Here is a 17,265-nt window from a genome sequence, read left to right as displayed (position 1 = left end):
ACCGGCGCGAGCTTCGCGGCGTGGTGGTCAACCTCTCCGGAGCGACCCGGCCCCGTCGACTGTCGGTGGACCGTACGGAGATCCTGGACGACGACGTGTGCGCGGACGTCGAACGGCTCATACGAGACGCACTGCCGGCGCTTCTGTCCGCCGATCCTCCGCTCCTGGACTACGAGTGGCTCTCGCACATCGCGGAGCAGAACCCCCGGCTCGCGGACATCGTGACAGAAGCGGCTGGATCCGCCGGGTACGAGCTGGAGTTGTGTGACCGTTCCTCATCCATGGCGCTCACCGGTTTCTTCGCTCCGGATGTCGACATCGTCCGGGGCAGCGACCTCAATGAGACGTACCCAACGACGAACACATATGTCTCTCCGGACGATTCCACACGTCTTTGGAGGTTGCTCGCCCACCGCCCCAACAGCATGCTGACCGCCCTGGCCGAGCTTGTTCCGGAGCTGAGTCGGGTCGAGCGGGTCCTTCCGGCGCTTCCCTCGGACGCGCTGACTCGGGCCGCCCGCCGCAAGGGGACCTCCGGCCCGCCGCCGAGAGGAAGCTTCCGTAAGGCGACACTTCCCGGCCACGCGCTCTTCGTGGCGGGAGTCTGCGGGATGCCATTCCGCGAGGTCATGAGCCGTATGGCCGCACTGTGCATCGAGCATCCGGACCGGCCCGACATCGATCCCCTCGTCGATGAGATCAACTTCGCGCTCCTGAGCAATGATCTGCACGGTGTGCGACTGGAGGATCGCAGGTCGATCCGACCTTGCACGGGCAGGGCTGTGCCTCCCGGACATCTACTCAAAGCCCACTTCGAGTTCGGCATCAGCCTCAGCGAGGCCGCTCGAAGAATGGAGGGGTTTGGCTTTACTCTTCCGGAACTGGCTCCGGTGGCGGACGAAGCGGACGAGCTGGCACTCAAGCTGCTCAGCCGTCAATTGAACGGCCAGCAGCCGTGGTGTGATGTCAGTAGTCCGGTTCCTCCGGGCCACCTCCTCAGGGCCCACTTCCAGCTCGGCATCGACATCAGGTTGGCCATGCGGTGGATGAAGGCGTTCGGCTTCACTGTCGTGGGTGAGAACCAGCTGGTGAGCGCGACAAAGGAGACCCTTCACCTGGTGAGCCTCGGCGTGGGCCGCAGGCGATTGCTGAGCCTTGAGGAACCTGTCTCGGCAGGCCACGTGCTGAAGACCAGTGCCGAGTTGGGGCGCTCGGTGTCAGATGTGGTGCGACAGCTACGCGCACTCGGCTTCCGCGTGGACACCGCCCCCGTTCACGAACGGTTGACCAACGCAGCGCTCGCCGAAAGTACGGGATGGGGCTGGAACCACAACGACTGGGAGAAGCTCCGCGATGGCAAAGCGATTCCTCCCCGCCTGCTCGTCCGGGCCTCGTCCCGCCTGGGCGTCTCCCTCCACGAAATGGCTGGGCGCATCAGAGCACTGGCGCTCACTCCTCCCACTACGCTGCCGGAACAGGTGGAGGACACGGACGCGGTGATCCTGAACACCGTCCCGGCGCATTCTTCGATCTCCGTTCTTGACGTGGTGGAGGCATCTCTGAAATGCGGGCTCCCACCACGTGTGGTGGCCTCCCGACTCCGTGCTTACGGCCTCGTACCACCGGACACGAAGCTGCCCTCCGTGGTCGAGGAAGATGACGTGATCCTCTTGGACTGGCGGAGGCCCGGCGGTTCCCCGCTGTCGCCTGACCAGCCGGTACCCGTGCGCCACGTGCTCGACGTGGCCACCAAGCTTGGTAGACCCCTCAGCGAGGTCTTGGACCGCTTCGCCCAGTACGGCCTGACCACGCGACTCAAAGCGCCCTCTGAGGAACTGGACACCTTGAGCCTTCGTCTCATCGACGACTCCTTGCCGTGGCTCGATGACAAAACCCCCGTGCCGCTCCATCAGTTGGTGACGGCCTCAATGAGGTTCTCCAAGGACCTGGGAGAGCTTGCGAAGCAATGCACGGTGCTCGGCTTCCAGATCCGCGGCAGCGTGAACCATCTGGACGACATCGACTACCGCCTGAGTGAGTGGGGCAGCAGGACCTCTTCGGGGTACCGCTCTCTTCTGTCCCTCACCGAGCCGATCGCCGACTTCCTGCGCATCGTCATGTCCGGAGTGCCTGCCGACGGCCTCCCCCAAAGACTGGAACGCCTCGGCGTAGACCTGGACCGCGTCCGCGAGGCCGTCCGGGCCGCCCTCCCCAAGGTGCCCGGGCTCGTCATGAAGCCCGAGCACACGTCCACGGCGGACAAGCCGGAGGCTACTGCGCCGGCCGCATCCCCAGCGGCTCGCCGATCTCCTGCTCCATGACCTTGCCGGCCTCGAACTCCAGCGTCTCGTCGCCCATCATCCCCTGGTCCGTGTCCAGGCCGTCCAGCTCCTCCAGGGGCTGGTTCAGGCGGACGTGGGCCAGGACCGAGTGCAGGGCGCGCAGGGTCGCCGACGCCGTCGTGCCCCAGTTGGAGAAGTAGGAGAACTGCCACCACCACAGGGCCTCCGTGGTGCGGCCGGCGCGGTAGTGGGCCATGCCGTGGCGCAGGTCGGTGATGACGTCGGCCAGGTCGTCGGAGATACGGGCCGGGACCGGGGCCTTGCGGGGCTCGTAGGGGTCGAAGACCTCCGAGTAGACGTCGACCGGGTCCAGCAGCCGGGCGAGGTTCTCGCGGAGTTCGTCGACGTCCGGCTCGGGGCCCAGGTCGGGCTCGTAGCGCTCCTCGGGGACGATGTCCTCGTGGGCGCCCAAACGGCCGCCGGCCAGGAGGAGTTGGGAGACCTCCAGGAGAAGGAAGGGCACGGTCGAGCCCGGCTCGTCGCCCTTCGCGACCTCCGTGACGGCGACCAGGAAGCTCTCGATCTGGTCCGAGATCTGGACGGCGAAGTCGTCCGGGTTGTGCTCGGTCGCGTGCAGCGTGGCGTCAGACATCTAGGAGTCGTCTCCCCTCGAAGGCGCGGCCGAGAGTGACCTCGTCCGCGTATTCCAGGTCGCCACCCACCGGGAGGCCGCTGGCCAGGCGGGTGACCTTCAGGCCCATGGGCTTGATCATGCGCGCGAGGTACGTGGCCGTGGCCTCGCCCTCGAGATTCGGATCCGTGGCCAGGATCAGTTCCGTGACCGTCCCGTCGGCCAACCTCGCGAGAAGTTCCCGTATACGCAGGTCGTCCGGTCCGACACCCTCGATCGGGCTGATCGCGCCGCCGAGGACGTGGTAACGGCCGCGGAACTCTCGGGTCCGCTCGATCGCCACGACGTCCTTCGGCTCCTCGACCACGCAGATCACCGCCGGGTCACGGCGTGTGTCCCGGCAGATGTTGCACAGCTCCTCCTGCGCGACGTTCCCGCATGTCGCGCAGAAGCGGACCTTCGCCTTGACCTCCAGCAGTGCCTGGGCCAGGCGCCGTACGTCCGTCGGTTCCGCCTGCAGGATGTGGAAGGCGATCCGCTGCGCGCTCTTGGGACCGACGCCGGGCAACCGCCCCAACTCGTCGATGAGGTCCTGGACCACGCCTTCGTACAACGGACTGCCGTCCTTCCTGGGGTTCCTTACGGTACGTACCGTAGTTGGCCGCGGCCCGTCTTAGAAAGGCAAGCCGTAGAACACCGGCTGCGTCAGAAGGGCAGGCCGGGGATACCGCTGCCGCCGCCCAGGCCCTGGGCCAGCGGGCCCAGCTTCTGCTGCTGGAGGTTCTGCGCGTTCTCGTTGGCCGCCTGTACGGCCGCGACGACCAGGTCGGCGAGGGTCTCGGTGTCCTCCGGGTCCACCGCCTTCGGGTCGATCCGGAGCGCCCTGAGTTCGCCGGAACCCGTCACGGTGGCCTTCACCAGGCCGCCGCCCGCCTGGCCCTCGACCTCCGTCTGAGCCAGTTCCTCCTGCGCCCTCGCCAGGTCCTGCTGCATCTTCTGGGCCTGCTGGAGCAGCTGCTGCATGTTGGGCTGGCCACCACCGGGGATCACGATCAGCTCCTTGCGTGTGTACGCGTGTCTGTAGGGGTGCCTGTAGCGGCGCCTGTGCGGGGTTGCCGCTCGGCTTCCCGTTCAGCACGAGCCTACGTGGTCCGCGCAGCCGTCGCCCCAGCACTCTTTCGGGTGAGAGGAACGGGAGGAACTGGAGTCCTATACCTGATCAAGACCCCTCTTCCGGGCGGAAAAGAGGCGAAAGGCATCTCTTCGACACTCATGGGGCGCTAGGAAGGGTTTGGCGCGTCAGCCTCAGGTGCTGCGTGACGTTCCGTGCACGGCGGGGGTCGTATCCACGTCGCAGTTCGCACGTGATGTCACGCACCGTGACAGTAGGGAGTGCCGGGTGGGTCAGCCGGAGATGCAGCCCGAGAGGTCGTCTCAGCACGGGCGGAGCGTCGGGGGCGGGGGCGGCGATGGGGCGGCCGGGATCCGGCCGGGCGATCTGCGGGGGCGGGCGTTTCCGCTCGGGGACTGGGGGGAGCCGGCCGTGCGGTTGCACGAGTTGTACCGGTGGGTGGAGCGGGGGGCGCTGGACACGGCCGCGTGGTATCTCGCGGACCGGGTGTGGAAGCGGCGGGGGGCCTGGGCGCTGCGGGGTGGGGCGGCGTCGGGGGCGGTCGTGGGGGCCGCGTTGCCGCTGCTGGATCTGACGGGGGTCGCGAGCGGGGTGGCGCCGTGGGGGTATCTGGCGTTGCTGCTGGCGGTGGCGTGCGTGGCGGTCGATCGGTTCTTCGGGGTGACGTCCGGGTGGATAAGGGACGTCGCCACGGCTCAGGCGGTGCAGCGGCGGCTTCAGGTGTTGCAGTTCGACTGGGCGACGGAGAGTGTGCGGGAGGTTCTGGGGCCGGCCGAGGGGACGGCGAGTGAGGCGGCGGAGCGGTGTCTGGGGGTGTTGCGGCGGTTCTCGGAGGACGTGAGCGAGTTGGTGCGGGCGGAGACCGCGGACTGGATGGTGGAGTTCCGGACGGGGTCGGCGCCTTTGGGGATTCAGTCGGCCGTGGCCGGGGGTGCTCGGCAGGATGTGGGGGTCGGGCAGGGGCGGCTTTCCGTTCCGCCGGGGAACGGGGCTCGGCCGAACATGCCTCGGCAGCGGCCGCCGGAGCCCAGGTAGAGGGTTCCTCGCCTCCGCCGCCCCTACCCGTCCCACCCCTGGGGGCTGCGCCCCCAGACCCCCGCTGTCGGCCCTTCGGGCCTCGTCCTCGAACTCCCCCAGAGGGGGCACCCCCAGACGGGCTGAGATGTCACCGCCTGGTGTACGTCAGCTTCTCCCCGCTGCTGGTGTTCACCCGCTCCAGCCTGCCGTCCGCCAGGACCGTGACCTCGGTGGCGTCGCCCGGGGAGCAGGCGGTGGGCGGCTCGCCGGCCGTCACTGAGGACGGGCCCATCTCCAACGGGCCCGCCTCGCCGGGCTCTTCGGAGAGTTGCGCCTCGAACTCGCAGTGGTAGGTGCCGGTGCCGGCAGGGCCGTCGGCGACCAGGGTCAGGACCGTGTCGCCCACTTCGCCCTGCCGGATGGTGAGTCGACGGGTGTTCTCGCCGTCGCCGTTGTCGATCGAGGCCGTCCAGGTGCCCAGGTAGTCCGCCGGGATCACGCCGTCCGTCGGTGACGTGGAGGGGGAAGGGGTGGTCGGATCGTCGGTGGGGGGCTCCGTGGTGGCGGTCGGCTCGGCGCCTGCCCTGTCCTCGGCGCCGCCGTTCATGAGGGCGTACACCGAGCCGCCGGCGGCGAGCGCCACGACCAGCGCGACGACGATGAGCGCCGCCGTGGAACGGCCGCTTCGGCGGGGCTCTTCGGGTGGGGCGTACGGCGGGGTCGGGCCGTACGGCGGGTAGACGTACGCCGGTTGCCGCGAGGGCTGGGGGTGCTGTTGTGCGGCGCCCGGTGCCGGTGCTGCCGTCGCGGCCACGGTGGGGAGTTGGTCCGGCGGCGTCGCTGCGGCGTGCTCGGGTGAGGCCGCCGGAGTCGGCTCCCCGGAGCCGGGCCCAGCCCCGGCGCCCACCTGCGGCGCACGCGTCTCGGCCAGCCCCACCGGATCCTCCGCGTCCAGCAACCGCACCGCGTGCCGCCCCAGTTGCGCCACCAGCGCACTCGGCAGCCACGGATCCCGGGACCGGCCGTCGGAGACGGTGTCCTCGGCCCCCGTACGCTCCAGGATCCGGTCCAGCGTCGGCCGGGCGCCGGGGTCCTTGCGCAAGCAGTCCCGCACCAGGTCGGCGATCCCCTCGGGCACCCCCTCCAGGTCGGGTTCCTCCTGGGCGATCCGGAACATCACGGCGTGCGCGCCGCTGTCGGCGGAGCCGAAGGGCAGCATGCCGGTCGCGGCGTACGCGAGCACCGAGCCCAGGCAGAACACGTCGCAGGCAGGGGTGATCCGGTCGCCGCGGACCTGCTCGGGCGCCATGAACCCCGGCGACCCGATGAGCGCGCCGGTGCGGGTGAGCCCGCTCTCGCCCAGCGTCTCCAGCGCGCGGGCGATCCCGAAGTCGATGACGCGGGGCCCGTCGATGGTGACCAGGACGTTGGACGGTTTCAGGTCCCGGTGCACTATCCCCGCGGCGTGGATGTCCCGCAGCGCGTGCGCCAGCCCCGCCGCCAGGATCCGTACCGAACGCTCGGGCAGCGCCCCGTGGTCCCGCCCGACGACCTGCTGGAGGCTGGGCCCGGCCACATACCCGGTGGCGACCCAGGGCACCTCGGCCTCGGTGTCCGCGTCGAGCACCGGCGCGGTCCAGAACCCGCCGACCTGCCGCGCGGCCCGCACCTCCTGCCGGAACCGGGCCCGGAACTCCTCCTGCGCGGCCAGCTCCCGCCGTACGAGTTTGACGGCGACGGTACGGCCACGGTCCGAGCGGGCGAGAAACACGTCTCCCATGCCGCCCGCGCCCAGCCGCGCCAGCAGCCGATAAGCCCCGATCTTCCCCCAGTGCTGAACGCCTGGGGGGACCCCCAGTGGATCGCCCGGCCCCAGCTTCTCCATCGCACGCCCCCAACCCCGCCCACGCAAGCCCCCGCTCACGCGACGGCCCCACGATAGTGCGGCATATGGGGAGGTGAGCGGGGCCGCGTCTACGGTTCCGTAACAGGAACGGCGATCTGGTCGAGCACCTTCGACAACCGTTCCAGAACCCGTACGGCATCGGTGAGTTCCGTCTCCCCGAAGGCCTCCGCCAGCCGGTCCGCGAGGGCCGCGTGCCCGGGGTCGATCCGGGAGATCGCCTCCCGCCCTTCCTCGGTCGGCGCGAGGAGCTTGGCGCGGCGGTGGGCCGGGTTGGGCCGGTACTCGGCGAGGCCCTTGTCCACCAGCAGGTCGGCGATGCGCTGCACGCTCTGCCGGGTGATGCCCATGGCACGGGCGATGCCGGCGACGGGGAGGGGCTCGCCGAGCACCGCGCCCAGCACCTGCCACCAGGCCGCCGTCAGCCCGGCCGGCCGGGCCAGTTCCTCGGCGACCGCGAGGAACTGGCCGTTGAGCCGGAAGACACCGAGCGCGCTGCGGCTGAGCAGGTCCTGGCGCTCCTTCCGGCTCACAGGACGCCGGCCTTTTCGAGTACGGCGTACGCCGTCGCGTCGGAGTCGTGGAACAGGCGGTACCAGGCGTCGACGGCCTCGTCGTCGTACACCTTCAGCAGCCGCAGGATCTCCCGGGCGAAGGCGACGGGTTCGGTGGGGCCGGCGGTCACGAGCCCCCTGTCGGTGACGGCGTCGGCCTCGACGTACCGCTCGCCGCCGCCGTAACCGGTCGCGGCCAGGTAGAAGGAGACGGCGCTGGTGTGGTTCCGGTCGTCGAGCAGGCCTTCGCGGGCCAGCCCGGCCGTCGCCCCGCAGATCGCGGCGACGGGCACACCGGCGTCGAGGAACTCCCGCGCCTTGCGGGCGAAGGGGGCGAGGTCGTCGCCGGCGTCCCAGAGGTCGGCGCCCGGGAGGATCAGCAGGGACGCGTCGGATGGCCGTACGTCCGCGAGGGCGAGGTCGGGCTGGATACGCAGGCCGCCGACGGTGGTGACGGGTTCTCGGCTCGGGCCGACGGTGCGGATCTCGTATCCGGCGCGGGCGAGCTGTGCGGTGGCGTAGCCCGGCTCCCAGTCGGCCAGGGTGTTGTAGACGGCGAGATACACGGGCTTGCTCATGGCTCCTCCTGGAGACCTCGAAGATGACAACATCCTGTCACTTAGACAGCTTGCTGTCAATCGACGGGAAGGCCGCGCGTGGACAACCTGTCGCGGAAACCCGCCGACCGCAGACAAGACGCCGATATCCCGCCCGTGTCCCGGATGCCTACGCTCACCGCATGACCCCTCATCCCAAGGCCGGCGCCGCCGTGAAGGCCGCGGACCGTGCGCATGTGTTCCACTCCTGGTCCGCCCAGGAGCTCATCGACCCGCTCGCCGTCGCCGGCGCGGAGGGGTCGTACTTCTGGGACTACGACGGCAAGCGATACCTCGACTTCACCAGCGGGCTCGTCTACACGAACATCGGCTACCAGCACCCGAAGGTCGTCGCGGCGATACAGGAGCAGGCCGCGAGGATGACGACCTTCGCGCCCGCCTTCGCCGTCGAGGCCCGGTCCGAGGCGGCGCGGCTGATCGCCGAGCGGACTCCCGGCGACCTGGACAAGATCTTCTTCACCAACGGCGGCGCGGACGCCGTGGAGCACGCCGTACGGATGGCGCGGCTGCACACCGGGCGGCCGAAGGTGCTGTCGGCGTACCGGTCGTACCACGGGGGCACGCAGCAGGCCGTAAACATCACCGGCGACCCGCGCCGCTGGGCCTCCGACAGCGCCACTGCCGGTGTCGTGCACTTCTGGGCCCCCTTCCTCTACCGCTCCCGTTTCTACGCGGAGACCGAGGAGCAGGAGTGCGCGCGGGCGCTGGAGCACCTGGAGACGACGATCGCCTTCGAAGGGCCGTCGACCATCGCCGCGATCATCCTGGAGACGATCCCGGGGACGGCGGGGATCATGCTGCCGCCGGCCGGATATCTGGCCGGCGTGCGCGAGCTCTGCGACAAGTACGGGATCCTCTTCGTCCTGGACGAGGTCATGGCGGGGTTCGGGCGGACCGGTGAGTGGTTCGCCGCGGATCTGTACGACGTCACCCCCGACCTGATGACCTTCGCGAAGGGCGTGAACTCCGGATACGTGCCGCTGGGCGGGGTGGCCATCTCCGGGGCCGTCGCCGAGACCTTCGCGAAGCGGCCGTACCCCGGCGGTCTCACGTACTCCGGTCACCCGCTGGCCTGCGCGGCCGCCGTCGCGACGATCAACGTCATGGCCGAGGAGGGCGTCGTCGAGAACGCCGCCCGGCTGGGCGCCGAGGTGGTCGGACCGGCGCTGCGCGAACTGGCCGAACGGCACCCGAGCGTGGGCGAGGTGCGCGGCGTCGGCATGTTCTGGGCCGTCGAGCTGGTGAAGAACCGGGAGACCCGGGAGCCGCTGGTGCCGTACAACGCGGCCGGCGAGGCGAACGCCCCGATGACGGCGTTCGCCTCCACCGCGAAGGCCGGCGGCCTGTGGCCGTTCATGAACATGAACCGCACCCACGTCGTACCGCCGTGCAACGTGAGCGAGGCCGAGCTGAAGGAGGGCCTGGCAGCGCTGGACGCTGCGCTGGCCGTGGCGGACGAGTACACGGAGTGACGCGGGCACTCCAGCCCGTCCGGCGCTTGAGGACGAGGCCCGAAGGGCCGACAACGGGGGTCTGGGGGCGCAGCCCCCAGGGAGGGGACGGGTAGGGGCGGCGGGGCGGGAAAAGCGCTGTTGCCCGCAGAAACCTCCCCCGCCACCCGAACGCGTAAGGTGGCGTGCTCGTAGACATATACGTGCACGCCACCTCATCGCGACGACGGGAGACGCCCTGACCATGCCCGGCAACGGCAGCAACGGCTCCGTGACCCGGAGCACCCTGCGGCAGCAGATCGCGGACGCGCTGCGGGACGAAGTGCTGGCCGGGCGTTTGCAGGCGGGGCGGGAGTTCACCGTCAAGGAGATCGCCGAGCAGTACGGAGTGTCCGCGACCCCCGTACGCGAGGCACTCGTCGATCTCTCCGCGCAAGGCCTCCTCGAGGCCGACCAGCACCGCGGCTTCCGCGTCCACGAGTACTCCGTCGAGGACTACCGCGGCATCATCGAGGCACGCGGCCTGGTCATCGACGGCATGTTCCAGGTCCTGGCCACCGACCGCGCCGCCCACCGGGACCCCGACGACCCCCGCGTGCACGCCGCCGTGGTCGGGGTACGCCGCCGTGCCGACGAGGCCCAGCGGGCCGCCACCGCCGGCGACCTCACCGTGCTCATCGGCTACGACCTGCGCTTCTGGCGCGAGCTCGGCGCCCTCTTCGGCAACCCCTACCTCGCCGACTTCCTGCACCGGCTGCGCGTGCAGTCCTGGGTCTGCGCGGTCCAGCATCTGCGCCGCCTCGACGATCTGCGCGGCCATCTGTGGTCCCGGCACACCGACCTGGTCGACGCCCTGATGCGCCGCGACCTGCCGACGGCCCGCTCGATCATCGCCGCCCACGACGCGGACTCCCTCGCCCTGATAGAGCGGCTGGCGTCGGGATGACCCATGAGCGGGAGCTGCGGAAGGCCCCCGACTTACCGGGGCCCTCCGAGCCCGGACGCCCCCGAGCCACCCCCATGCCCCGGAGCGCACCCCGGGAAGTCGTACGTCCGCGAGGGCGAGTCACTCGTGCCGGTGCCGTTGCCGGACCCCTCCGACGCGGAGGCGCTGCACTGGCAGACCGAGGCCGGCCTCGGCTTCAAGATCTACGGCGCCGAGCACCGCTTCACCTCCAACCTGCTCCGGGACGTGCGCGACTCGGGCGAGGTCCCGCCGGTCAACGCGTCCTGGCGGGAACAGGCCCGGGCAGATCTGGCGTACTGGCGCGCGGGCGTACTGGTGCTGGCGCCACAGCGGAACGACACGGCGCTGCGTGAGACCGTGGAAAAGCTGGTGGGCGGGCCGGGTAGGTGGGTCGACGGAGTGTGGGTATGGGACCTGCACGAGCGGGGACTTGCATGAGGAGCCCCGGAAGAGCCCTGAAGAGTCCCATGAAGACCCGCATGAGGGGATCCGCCCCCGAGCCGCACCGATTACCCTTCCCTGACCGACGTGCTACGCGAGGAGCCCTCTTTTGGCCTGTGACCTGTGGCTGGTACCGCTTGTCGACGTGTTGTGCCACACCCCCGACAATCCCTTCGCCGAGGAACTCGCGCAATACAACAAGGTGCTCGCCGAGGCCGGGCTGCCGCCGGTGCCGGTGTACCAGTACATGCCGGGCCTGTCCGGCGACGTCGCGCCGGTCGCCGGCTTCGACTACGACGCGCTGCACTTCCTGCGCCGCGCGTACCTGCTCCAGGTGTGCGGCCTGCCGGTGACCCCGGTCGACGAACTGGGCGGCGACTACGAACAGCTCCTGGAGATGTTCGAGACCACGGCCCAGCAGTCGCACCTGGTCTGGCACTACGACCACGCGGGCGCGTACGTCCCCGTCGACTTCCCGAGCCCGCTCTCCAACGACGAACTCCTCGCGGGCGGCGGCCCGTTGGGCTCCTCGCAGTCGCTGCTGCGGGAGCTGGAGTTCGTGGCCCCGGTCATCGGCATCGACCCGGCCAACCCGCCGACGGCCCCCCAGCCTCCGCTCGCGCCCACGGCCCTGGAGGAACCGGCGGTCCCCGCCCCGTACGACCCGAGCCCCTTCGCCCGCGAACGGCATGTGTGGCTGGGGCTGCACGCGGCGGCGACGCGAAGCCTGGCACAGGGCTCGATGATCGTCTTCAGCTGACCTGCTTCGTCCGGGCGGTCTGCTGCGACCGGCTGGCCTACTTCAGCTGGGACAGCCCCTTCTGCAGGTCCTCCAGGTTCATCACGGGCGTGTAGTTCACCTCGGCGCCGAACGCCTGGAAGAGCTGCTCGGTGATCGGCGGCATCTGGGAGGTGTCCTGCATGTCGAAGACCAGGAACATCGTGCGGACCCCCTGGTCAGGGCCGAAGTAGGAGGCCTCCGGCTTGAAAGCCGCCATGATCTCCTGCATCACCTGGGGCATCTGGCCGCTGCGGATGACGTCGTTCGTCTTCTCCGTGTCGAGATGGGCCTGGAGCAGCACGCGCATGACACTCACCTTCTTCTGATCGCCGCGTGGGGTGAACGCGTACGGGGGACTGAGCCGTACGCGTTCACGCTATGGGCGTTGTGCGCGCTTTGCCCGCCCACTACTCCATCGGAAGCAGACCGGAAGCAGACCGGCTAAGCGCCGAAGGTGAGGGACCCGTTAATGTCCCGTGCCTGGACGACGGGCCCCTGGAACGTCCCCCCCGGAGATCTCGTTGTGCACGTCGCCCGCGCCGGTCCGCCCGTCGTCCCACGCCTGGGCCCGGTGGCGCCAGGTTTCGAGGGCCTGGGCGAAGGCCGGGTCCTGCCCGGCCCGCCGGGCCAGCAACTCGGCGAGCTCCCTGGCCCGTTCCGCGTCGTCCGCCGCCGCATCGAGGGCGGCCAACTCGCCCTCCCCGCTCAAGGCCCGTCCGGACGGCCGATGCCTCACCAGCACCCCGCCGGCGGCCCCCGCGGTGCCTCCGGCGAGGGCCATGAGCAGTTCAGGTGCGATCTGATCCACGAACACACTCTCCCGTCACTTCACGGCGGTGTGGTCTCGTAGCGGGCAGTCTGGGCATGCCTCCGTCACACCCCTCTGCTCAACTCCCTTTACCCGTTCAGCCGTTCCCCACCAACACGACGGCCCCGGCCCACCTGAGCGGACCGGGGCGCCGGAAGAGGGCACCCGGCGGGCGCCCTCCCCTTGGGGTCATCGCCGGCGAGGCAACCTGATGGTCCGTACGAGGGGCATGTCCGCGTACAGGTCGGGTTCGACGGTCAGCACGTGACGCCCGTCCGGCCAGTCCGGCGTCGGCCTGGACAGGTGGATCGCGTGGCCGAGCCGCCACTCCACCCCGTCGCGCAACAGCCCGCCCAGGGTGGACGCCCCGGCGAAGTCCAACTCGACGATCTCCACGGCGGGCAGCGCTCCGACATGCTCGGCAAGCCCCTTGCGCATGCCGTCGGCAGCGGCCAGGCACAGCGCCGGAACGTACACATGCCGAGTGGGCCCGTGCTCGGTGTTCGCGACGAACTGAGAGGCCAGCGAGTTCCCCGAGCCGAGCGCCAGCAGGGCCGACTCGTCGAAGACGACGCCGGTCGACCCGGCCCTCGCCGCGCTCACAGGCTGTCCACGGGCCGACCGGCCTCAAGGTCCTGCCAGACCTTCTCCACCCTGTCGTGGTCCTCGTCCGTGAGTGTCACCCCGAAGTGGGTCTCGCAGTACGCCTTTGTCTCCTCGTACCGCTTCCGCAGCTCTTCCTTGGTCGGCGTGGCCCCCGCCAGCTCCGCAATCAGGTCACGCATGGTCATCCCGCGCTCGCGGGCGAGGACCATGAGGCGGTCACGGACAGCGGGGTCGACCTTGACGGTGGTGTCAGCCATGAGAGCAGTATACCGACGGTATACCAGCTCAGGCCGCTCTAGTACGACGGTCATCGAAAACGCTCCATTTCCCTCGAAGGAACCGCCAGGCGAAGCCTCGTCGCCTGCGGAAATCAACCTCAACGGCCGTTACACACACGGCAGTTGGTGCTGCGGGAGGCGGCATCCCGCCCCATAACCGGGCCTCGATATGGCTGTACGCCGAGCCCACCCACCGAGGCCAGCCACCCGTCACCGCCGCCCGCACCTGGGCACTGCTCGCACCCCGCCGCCACCACTCCTCCACCAGCGGCGCGAGCCGCCGCGCCTCGGCGCCGTCGAGCGTGAGACGCCGGTCGTACTCCCCGAGCAGGAGCAGCAGACGGACGGCTGCGGCGGTCTGCCGGCCCGGCGACGCAGAACGGCCCGGCACCTTTTTGGTTTCACCCGTTCGTGGCACGACTTCGTACGGGGTGTCGAACACCTCGTAGCAGACGGAGAGTTGGACCGCCGCCCCGCCCTCACCCGCCTCCCGCACCACCCGCCGCAGATACCGCCGTTCCTCCAGCTCACGCAGGGCGGCGGCGATCCGCGCCCGCTCCTCGGCGCGTGGCACGGCGAGTGCGCGGAGGGTGACGCGGGTGTGGTTCGGGAGGGTCAGCAGGTACGTCAGTACGCTCACCGCGCACCAGGAGATGCTCCGGTCGCGGAGAAGGGCAGCGGAGAAGCCTGAAAAGACGCGCGCAGGCGTCGTACGATACGTACGCATCCGGAGGTGTTGCTCCTGGGTGTCGAGCCCCCGGGTGTTGGCGCACCGCGGGGGCATTTCTGTTGGCGTGACTCTAAGGCCACGCAAAGCGACGATTGCAAGTCGAAACCGCCTTTTCCCAGGCGGGAGTTAGGGTTCTTCACCCCTGCGAGTGAAGGACGCTGCACAGCAGACGCGTGTGCACGAGGCGGTCGGGGGCCGTCGGCCGGTAGCGCCAACTCAAGGGCCAGGTCAGGCCGTCGAGCGCGGGCACCGGGATGAACGAGACACGGCTCGGACCGGCGGTGAAGCGGGTGACGTGGTCGGGCCAGGCGCGGTGGGACGTACTGCCGACGGGCACGAGGAAGTAGACCCCGCGCCGGCCCGTCGCCGTCTCGACGATCGGCCCCGGATCACCGCCGGTCATCCGCGCCAGCCAGTCGGCGACGTCCCGGCCCTCCTCGCCGTCGACTCTGATCGCGTCGAACTGGACGCCGGCCTTGCGGAGTTGAACGCCGGTCGCAGGGAGCCAGGTCAGGTCACTTTGCGTATTCACGGGGTCAGTTTGCGGGTGTGCAGCTAGCTTGATCCATGACTCTGAGTCGCCGGTTGAACACGGTTGAGTGGCGGCGTCCGTGAGTTGTGACCGGTTGAGTTCGGTTGAGTTCGGAGGTGACCGCAATGGCGCGGGCGGAGAACAAGACGGAGGCGGGCGGCACGGCCCATTTGGTCGCCGCCCTGGCGAAAGCATTGCGGGAGCAACACGGGCTGACGCAACCGCAGTTGGGAGACAAGCTTGGGTACACGGCAGCGGCGATCAGCGCGATGGAGACGTGTGCGCAGCCCGCGAGCGATCAGATGCTGGTGAAGTTGGAGGAGGAGATCGGGGGCGGGCTGGGCGTCTTTCAGACGGCGCGCAAGTGGATGCTGCTGGAGAAATACCCGGTCCGCTTCCGTGGGTTCTCGGGGTTGGAGGCTGAGGCGGTCACTATCTGCTCGTACGAGACGCTGGTAGTCGACGGCCTGTTCCAGACCGAGGACTACGCCCGGGCGTTGATCGGTGGCGGCTATCCACCGGTGTCCGAGCAGAAGCGCGAGGAACTTGTCGAGGCCCGACTGGCCCGCAGGGCGCTCTTCGACCGGGACCCAGCCCCCATGATCGAGCTGATCCTCGAAGAAACCGTGCTACGGCGGCCGTTCGGTAACTGGGAGATCCTGCGCGGGCAATTGCGCTCGCTCGCCGAGGACGCCCGGAGGGACAATGTGTGCGTGCAGGTGCTGTCCCTGGAGCGTGGGCTGCGCGGGACGTACGCCGGTGACCGGGGAGGCATGCACCTCGTGGAGACCAAGGACCACCAACACGTCGTGTACCTGGAGGTCGAGGACCAGGGCATCCTGATCAGCGATCCGGCGGAGGTGTCCCAACTGGCACACCGCTATGCGAAGATCCGTGCACAGGCCCTGAGTCCCGACGAGTCACTGAGCCTCATCGAGCAGTTGGCAGGAGAGAAGCGATGACCCGCACCGGAACCCTGCGCTGGTTCAAGTCCAGCCACAGCGACAGCGGCGGCGGAGCATGCGTCGAAGTCGCCTACGCCTGGCGCAAGTCCTCGTACAGCGACGGCGGCGGCGGCAACTGCCTCGAAGTCGCCCCCTGCCCCCACTCCCCCACCATCCACATCCGCGACTCCAAGAACCCCGACGGCCCGAACCTCACCGTCTCCGGCAGGGCCTGGGCCGCTTTCATCGGCGGTGCCGCCCGCTGAGGTCGCCGTCGAGGCTGCGCCTTTCTGCCCCTCCAAACCCCGGCGACCCGAACCTCACCGTCTCCGGTGAAGGCCGGGCCGCCTTCCTCACGCTGTCAGGGCGTGCGCGCCCGGGTCAGAACCTGCCCGCGTTGAGGGCCTGCTGGAGGTGGCGGGTGGTGTCGGGGCCCCACTGGCCGTCGACGCCCGAGCCCACCTTCTTCTGGAGGGCCTTGACGGTCTGCGGACCGATGACGCCGTCCGCGGTCACCTTCAGGTAGCCCTGAAGGGCCTTCTTCGTGAGCGGCCCGAAGGAACCGTCGACGGACAGCTTGGCGCCGTGCGAGTTCAGCGAACGCTGGAGCGCGGCGCAGGTCGCGGGCCCGAACTGGCCGTCGACGACGAGCTTCCCGGCAGCCGGCGGACGCGGAGTCGGCTTCTGCGGCTTGGTGCCGCCCTTGAGGGCGGACTGCATCATCTTGTCCGAGGCGGGCCCGTACTCACCGTCGACCGTGAGGCCGTACTTCTTCTGGAAGGCCTTCACCGCGGACTCGGTGGCGGGGCCGAAGTCCCCGTCGACGACCAGCTTCGAGCCCATGACCTTGTTCAGGTTGCCCTGGAGGGTCTTCACCGCCCCGCCCTTGGAACCCCGGCGCAGGATGCCGTCGGTGGGCGGAAGCGGCGCGGCGTTGCCGTAGGCGGGGCGGCCGTAGCCCACGATCTCGGAGGAGTAGCGGTCCCGGCGCAGGACCTTGTCGCTGGTGTTGCCCTCGATGGTGGTGATCTTGCCGCTGGAGTGCACGGCCTCGACCACGCCGACGTGGTCGATGTTGTCGATGGACCGGGTGCCGCTCCAGTCGAAGAACACGACGTCGCCCGCGCGGATGCCGCCGACCCCGTAGTGCCAGCGCCCCTTGGACTGGAACCTCCGGGCGTGTCCGACCGTCCACGCGTGCTTGCCGAAGATCGCGTCGAGGTTGTCCGACTTGGCGGCGGCGTAGCTGACGGTCATGTTGCACCACGCGTCGTCGAAGCCGTACCAGTCGGTGATGAAGTTGTTGTTCGAGCCGGGCGGGTTCTCTCCGGTGCCGATCAGCTTGCGCATCTGCGCGAGCATCCCTTCCACGGATCCCATGTCACACCACCCCGTTCTCGGGGAACGCGGCGATGTCGCCCTTGACCACGACCTTCGGGTCCTGGCTCACCTTGCTCTGGTCCGGATCGACGTCGAAGATGCCGGCGCCGCCGCGCGGCTCCACCGCTCGCGGGGCGGCGGCCGTCGCCTTCACCTGCGCTTCCTGTTCGGTCATGCTCTTCCCCCATGGGTTCTGCCGACAGATACCGGG

Annotated in this window: 21 protein-coding genes and 1 pseudogene; 8 read left to right on the top strand and 14 right to left on the bottom strand. The window is 69.7% G+C overall.

Annotated elements, in window-relative coordinates:
• Positions 1 to 20: 20 nt before the first annotated feature.
• Positions 21 to 2,321 carry a hypothetical protein gene (locus tag ACIREI_RS20520; protein ID WP_403334590.1) on the top strand — a complete coding sequence of 767 codons (2,301 nt, stop codon included), beginning with the start codon at positions 21 to 23 and terminating at the stop codon, positions 2,319 to 2,321.
• Here the strand turns inward: ACIREI_RS20520 and ACIREI_RS20515 are convergent.
• The 3 genes from ACIREI_RS20515 to ACIREI_RS20505 form a co-directional block, all read right to left on the bottom strand.
• Positions 2,272 to 2,934, bottom strand: coding sequence for a DUF5063 domain-containing protein (locus ACIREI_RS20515; RefSeq protein WP_403334588.1), 663 nt, complete (start codon positions 2,932 to 2,934; stop codon positions 2,272 to 2,274). The genes ACIREI_RS20520 and ACIREI_RS20515 overlap by 50 nt on opposite strands.
• On the bottom strand, positions 2,927 to 3,526 hold the full coding sequence (gene recR / locus ACIREI_RS20510; RefSeq protein ID WP_128433740.1) for a recombination mediator RecR: 600 nt from the start codon (positions 3,524 to 3,526) through the stop codon (positions 2,927 to 2,929). The genes ACIREI_RS20515 and recR overlap by 8 nt, the downstream gene beginning before the upstream one ends.
• 92 nt (positions 3,527 to 3,618) lie before the next feature.
• Positions 3,619 to 3,963, bottom strand: coding sequence for a YbaB/EbfC family nucleoid-associated protein (locus ACIREI_RS20505; protein ID WP_062697765.1), 345 nt, complete (start codon positions 3,961 to 3,963; stop codon positions 3,619 to 3,621).
• A 349-nt stretch (positions 3,964 to 4,312) separates the two neighbouring features.
• Here ACIREI_RS20505 and ACIREI_RS20500 point away from each other — a divergent pair, with 349 nt between their 5' ends.
• Positions 4,313 to 5,080, top strand: coding sequence for an SLATT domain-containing protein (locus ACIREI_RS20500; RefSeq protein ID WP_403334586.1), 768 nt, complete (start codon positions 4,313 to 4,315; stop codon positions 5,078 to 5,080).
• A 130-nt stretch (positions 5,081 to 5,210) separates the two neighbouring features.
• On the opposite strand, the gene ACIREI_RS20495 is transcribed toward ACIREI_RS20500, so the two are convergent.
• The 3 genes from ACIREI_RS20495 to ACIREI_RS20485 all read right to left on the bottom strand — a co-directional run bounded on the left by ACIREI_RS20495 (position 5,211) and on the right by ACIREI_RS20485 (position 8,097).
• The gene (locus tag ACIREI_RS20495; protein ID WP_403334584.1) at positions 5,211 to 6,947 is read right to left on the bottom strand and encodes a serine/threonine-protein kinase; all 1,737 of its coding nucleotides are present in this window, start codon (positions 6,945 to 6,947) and stop codon (positions 5,211 to 5,213) included.
• 89 nt (positions 6,948 to 7,036) lie between these two features.
• The gene (locus ACIREI_RS20490; RefSeq protein WP_403334582.1) at positions 7,037 to 7,498 is read right to left on the bottom strand and encodes a MarR family winged helix-turn-helix transcriptional regulator; all 462 of its coding nucleotides are present in this window, start codon (positions 7,496 to 7,498) and stop codon (positions 7,037 to 7,039) included.
• Positions 7,495 to 8,097, bottom strand: coding sequence for a type 1 glutamine amidotransferase family protein (locus tag ACIREI_RS20485; protein WP_403334580.1), 603 nt, complete (start codon positions 8,095 to 8,097; stop codon positions 7,495 to 7,497). Before ACIREI_RS20485 ends, ACIREI_RS20490 begins: the two co-directional genes overlap by 4 nt.
• 161 nt (positions 8,098 to 8,258) lie before the next feature.
• Between ACIREI_RS20485 and ACIREI_RS20480 the strand changes: the two genes are divergently transcribed.
• The 4 genes and pseudogenes from ACIREI_RS20480 (at position 8,259) to ACIREI_RS20465 (ending at position 11,755) form a co-directional block, all read left to right on the top strand.
• A complete protein-coding gene (locus ACIREI_RS20480; RefSeq protein ID WP_403334578.1) occupies positions 8,259 to 9,608 on the top strand; it encodes an aspartate aminotransferase family protein in 1,350 nt (449 codons plus the stop codon).
• A gap of 223 nt (positions 9,609 to 9,831) precedes the next feature.
• The gene (locus tag ACIREI_RS20475) at positions 9,832 to 10,533 is read left to right on the top strand and encodes a GntR family transcriptional regulator (protein ID WP_403334576.1); all 702 of its coding nucleotides are present in this window, start codon (positions 9,832 to 9,834) and stop codon (positions 10,531 to 10,533) included.
• Between the two features lie 96 nt (positions 10,534 to 10,629).
• Positions 10,630 to 10,992, top strand: a pseudogene (locus ACIREI_RS20470) (glycosyltransferase family 2 protein); the annotation flags it as partial.
• Positions 10,993 to 11,104: 112 nt separating this feature from the next.
• On the top strand, positions 11,105 to 11,755 hold the full coding sequence (locus tag ACIREI_RS20465; RefSeq protein ID WP_403334574.1) for a hypothetical protein: 651 nt from the start codon (positions 11,105 to 11,107) through the stop codon (positions 11,753 to 11,755).
• A gap of 37 nt (positions 11,756 to 11,792) precedes the next feature.
• Here the strand turns inward: ACIREI_RS20465 and ACIREI_RS20460 are convergent, their stop codons facing one another.
• The 6 genes from ACIREI_RS20460 to ACIREI_RS20435 form a co-directional block, all read right to left on the bottom strand.
• Positions 11,793 to 12,083 (bottom strand): hypothetical protein, encoded by a 291-nt coding sequence (locus tag ACIREI_RS20460; RefSeq protein ID WP_403334573.1) that lies wholly within the window; start codon positions 12,081 to 12,083, stop codon positions 11,793 to 11,795.
• 159 nt (positions 12,084 to 12,242) lie between these two features.
• Positions 12,243 to 12,584, bottom strand: coding sequence for a hypothetical protein (locus tag ACIREI_RS20455; RefSeq protein WP_403334571.1), 342 nt, complete (start codon positions 12,582 to 12,584; stop codon positions 12,243 to 12,245).
• A gap of 189 nt (positions 12,585 to 12,773) precedes the next feature.
• Positions 12,774 to 13,187 carry a hypothetical protein gene (locus ACIREI_RS20450; protein ID WP_403334570.1) on the bottom strand — a complete coding sequence of 138 codons (414 nt, stop codon included), beginning with the start codon at positions 13,185 to 13,187 and terminating at the stop codon, positions 12,774 to 12,776.
• A complete protein-coding gene (locus ACIREI_RS20445; RefSeq protein WP_228044417.1) occupies positions 13,184 to 13,447 on the bottom strand; it encodes a hypothetical protein in 264 nt (87 codons plus the stop codon). Before ACIREI_RS20445 ends, ACIREI_RS20450 begins: the two co-directional genes overlap by 4 nt.
• Positions 13,448 to 13,475: 28 nt before the next feature.
• A complete protein-coding gene (locus ACIREI_RS20440; protein WP_403334569.1) occupies positions 13,476 to 14,108 on the bottom strand; it encodes a hypothetical protein in 633 nt (210 codons plus the stop codon).
• 226 nt (positions 14,109 to 14,334) lie between these two features.
• Positions 14,335 to 14,730: a hypothetical protein gene (locus ACIREI_RS20435; RefSeq protein WP_403334567.1), complete on the bottom strand. Its 396-nt coding sequence runs from the start codon at positions 14,728 to 14,730 to the stop codon at positions 14,335 to 14,337.
• A gap of 125 nt (positions 14,731 to 14,855) precedes the next feature.
• On the opposite strand from ACIREI_RS20435, the gene ACIREI_RS20430 reads away from it, so the two are divergent.
• The gene (locus ACIREI_RS20430) at positions 14,856 to 15,692 is read left to right on the top strand and encodes a Scr1 family TA system antitoxin-like transcriptional regulator (protein WP_403334565.1); all 837 of its coding nucleotides are present in this window, start codon (positions 14,856 to 14,858) and stop codon (positions 15,690 to 15,692) included.
• Positions 15,689 to 15,940, top strand: coding sequence for a DUF397 domain-containing protein (locus ACIREI_RS20425; protein ID WP_403334563.1), 252 nt, complete (start codon positions 15,689 to 15,691; stop codon positions 15,938 to 15,940). Before ACIREI_RS20430 ends, ACIREI_RS20425 begins: the two co-directional genes overlap by 4 nt.
• Before the next feature lie 115 nt (positions 15,941 to 16,055).
• On the opposite strand, the gene ACIREI_RS20420 is transcribed toward ACIREI_RS20425, so the two are convergent.
• Both ACIREI_RS20420 and ACIREI_RS20415 read right to left on the bottom strand, forming a co-directional pair.
• A complete protein-coding gene (locus ACIREI_RS20420) occupies positions 16,056 to 17,054 on the bottom strand; it encodes a peptidoglycan-binding protein (protein WP_403334561.1) in 999 nt (332 codons plus the stop codon).
• Position 17,055: 1 nt separating this feature from the next.
• The gene (locus tag ACIREI_RS20415; protein ID WP_159053478.1) at positions 17,056 to 17,229 is read right to left on the bottom strand and encodes a hypothetical protein; all 174 of its coding nucleotides are present in this window, start codon (positions 17,227 to 17,229) and stop codon (positions 17,056 to 17,058) included.
• Between the last annotated feature and the right edge of the window lie 36 nt (positions 17,230 to 17,265).

This window comes from Streptomyces sp. NPDC093591 (genome assembly GCF_044764885.1).
Taxonomy (GTDB): domain Bacteria; phylum Actinomycetota; class Actinomycetes; order Streptomycetales; family Streptomycetaceae; genus Streptomyces.
The sequence above is the reverse complement of the archived record's forward strand: the minus strand, read 5'-3'. Positions and strand labels throughout refer to the sequence as shown.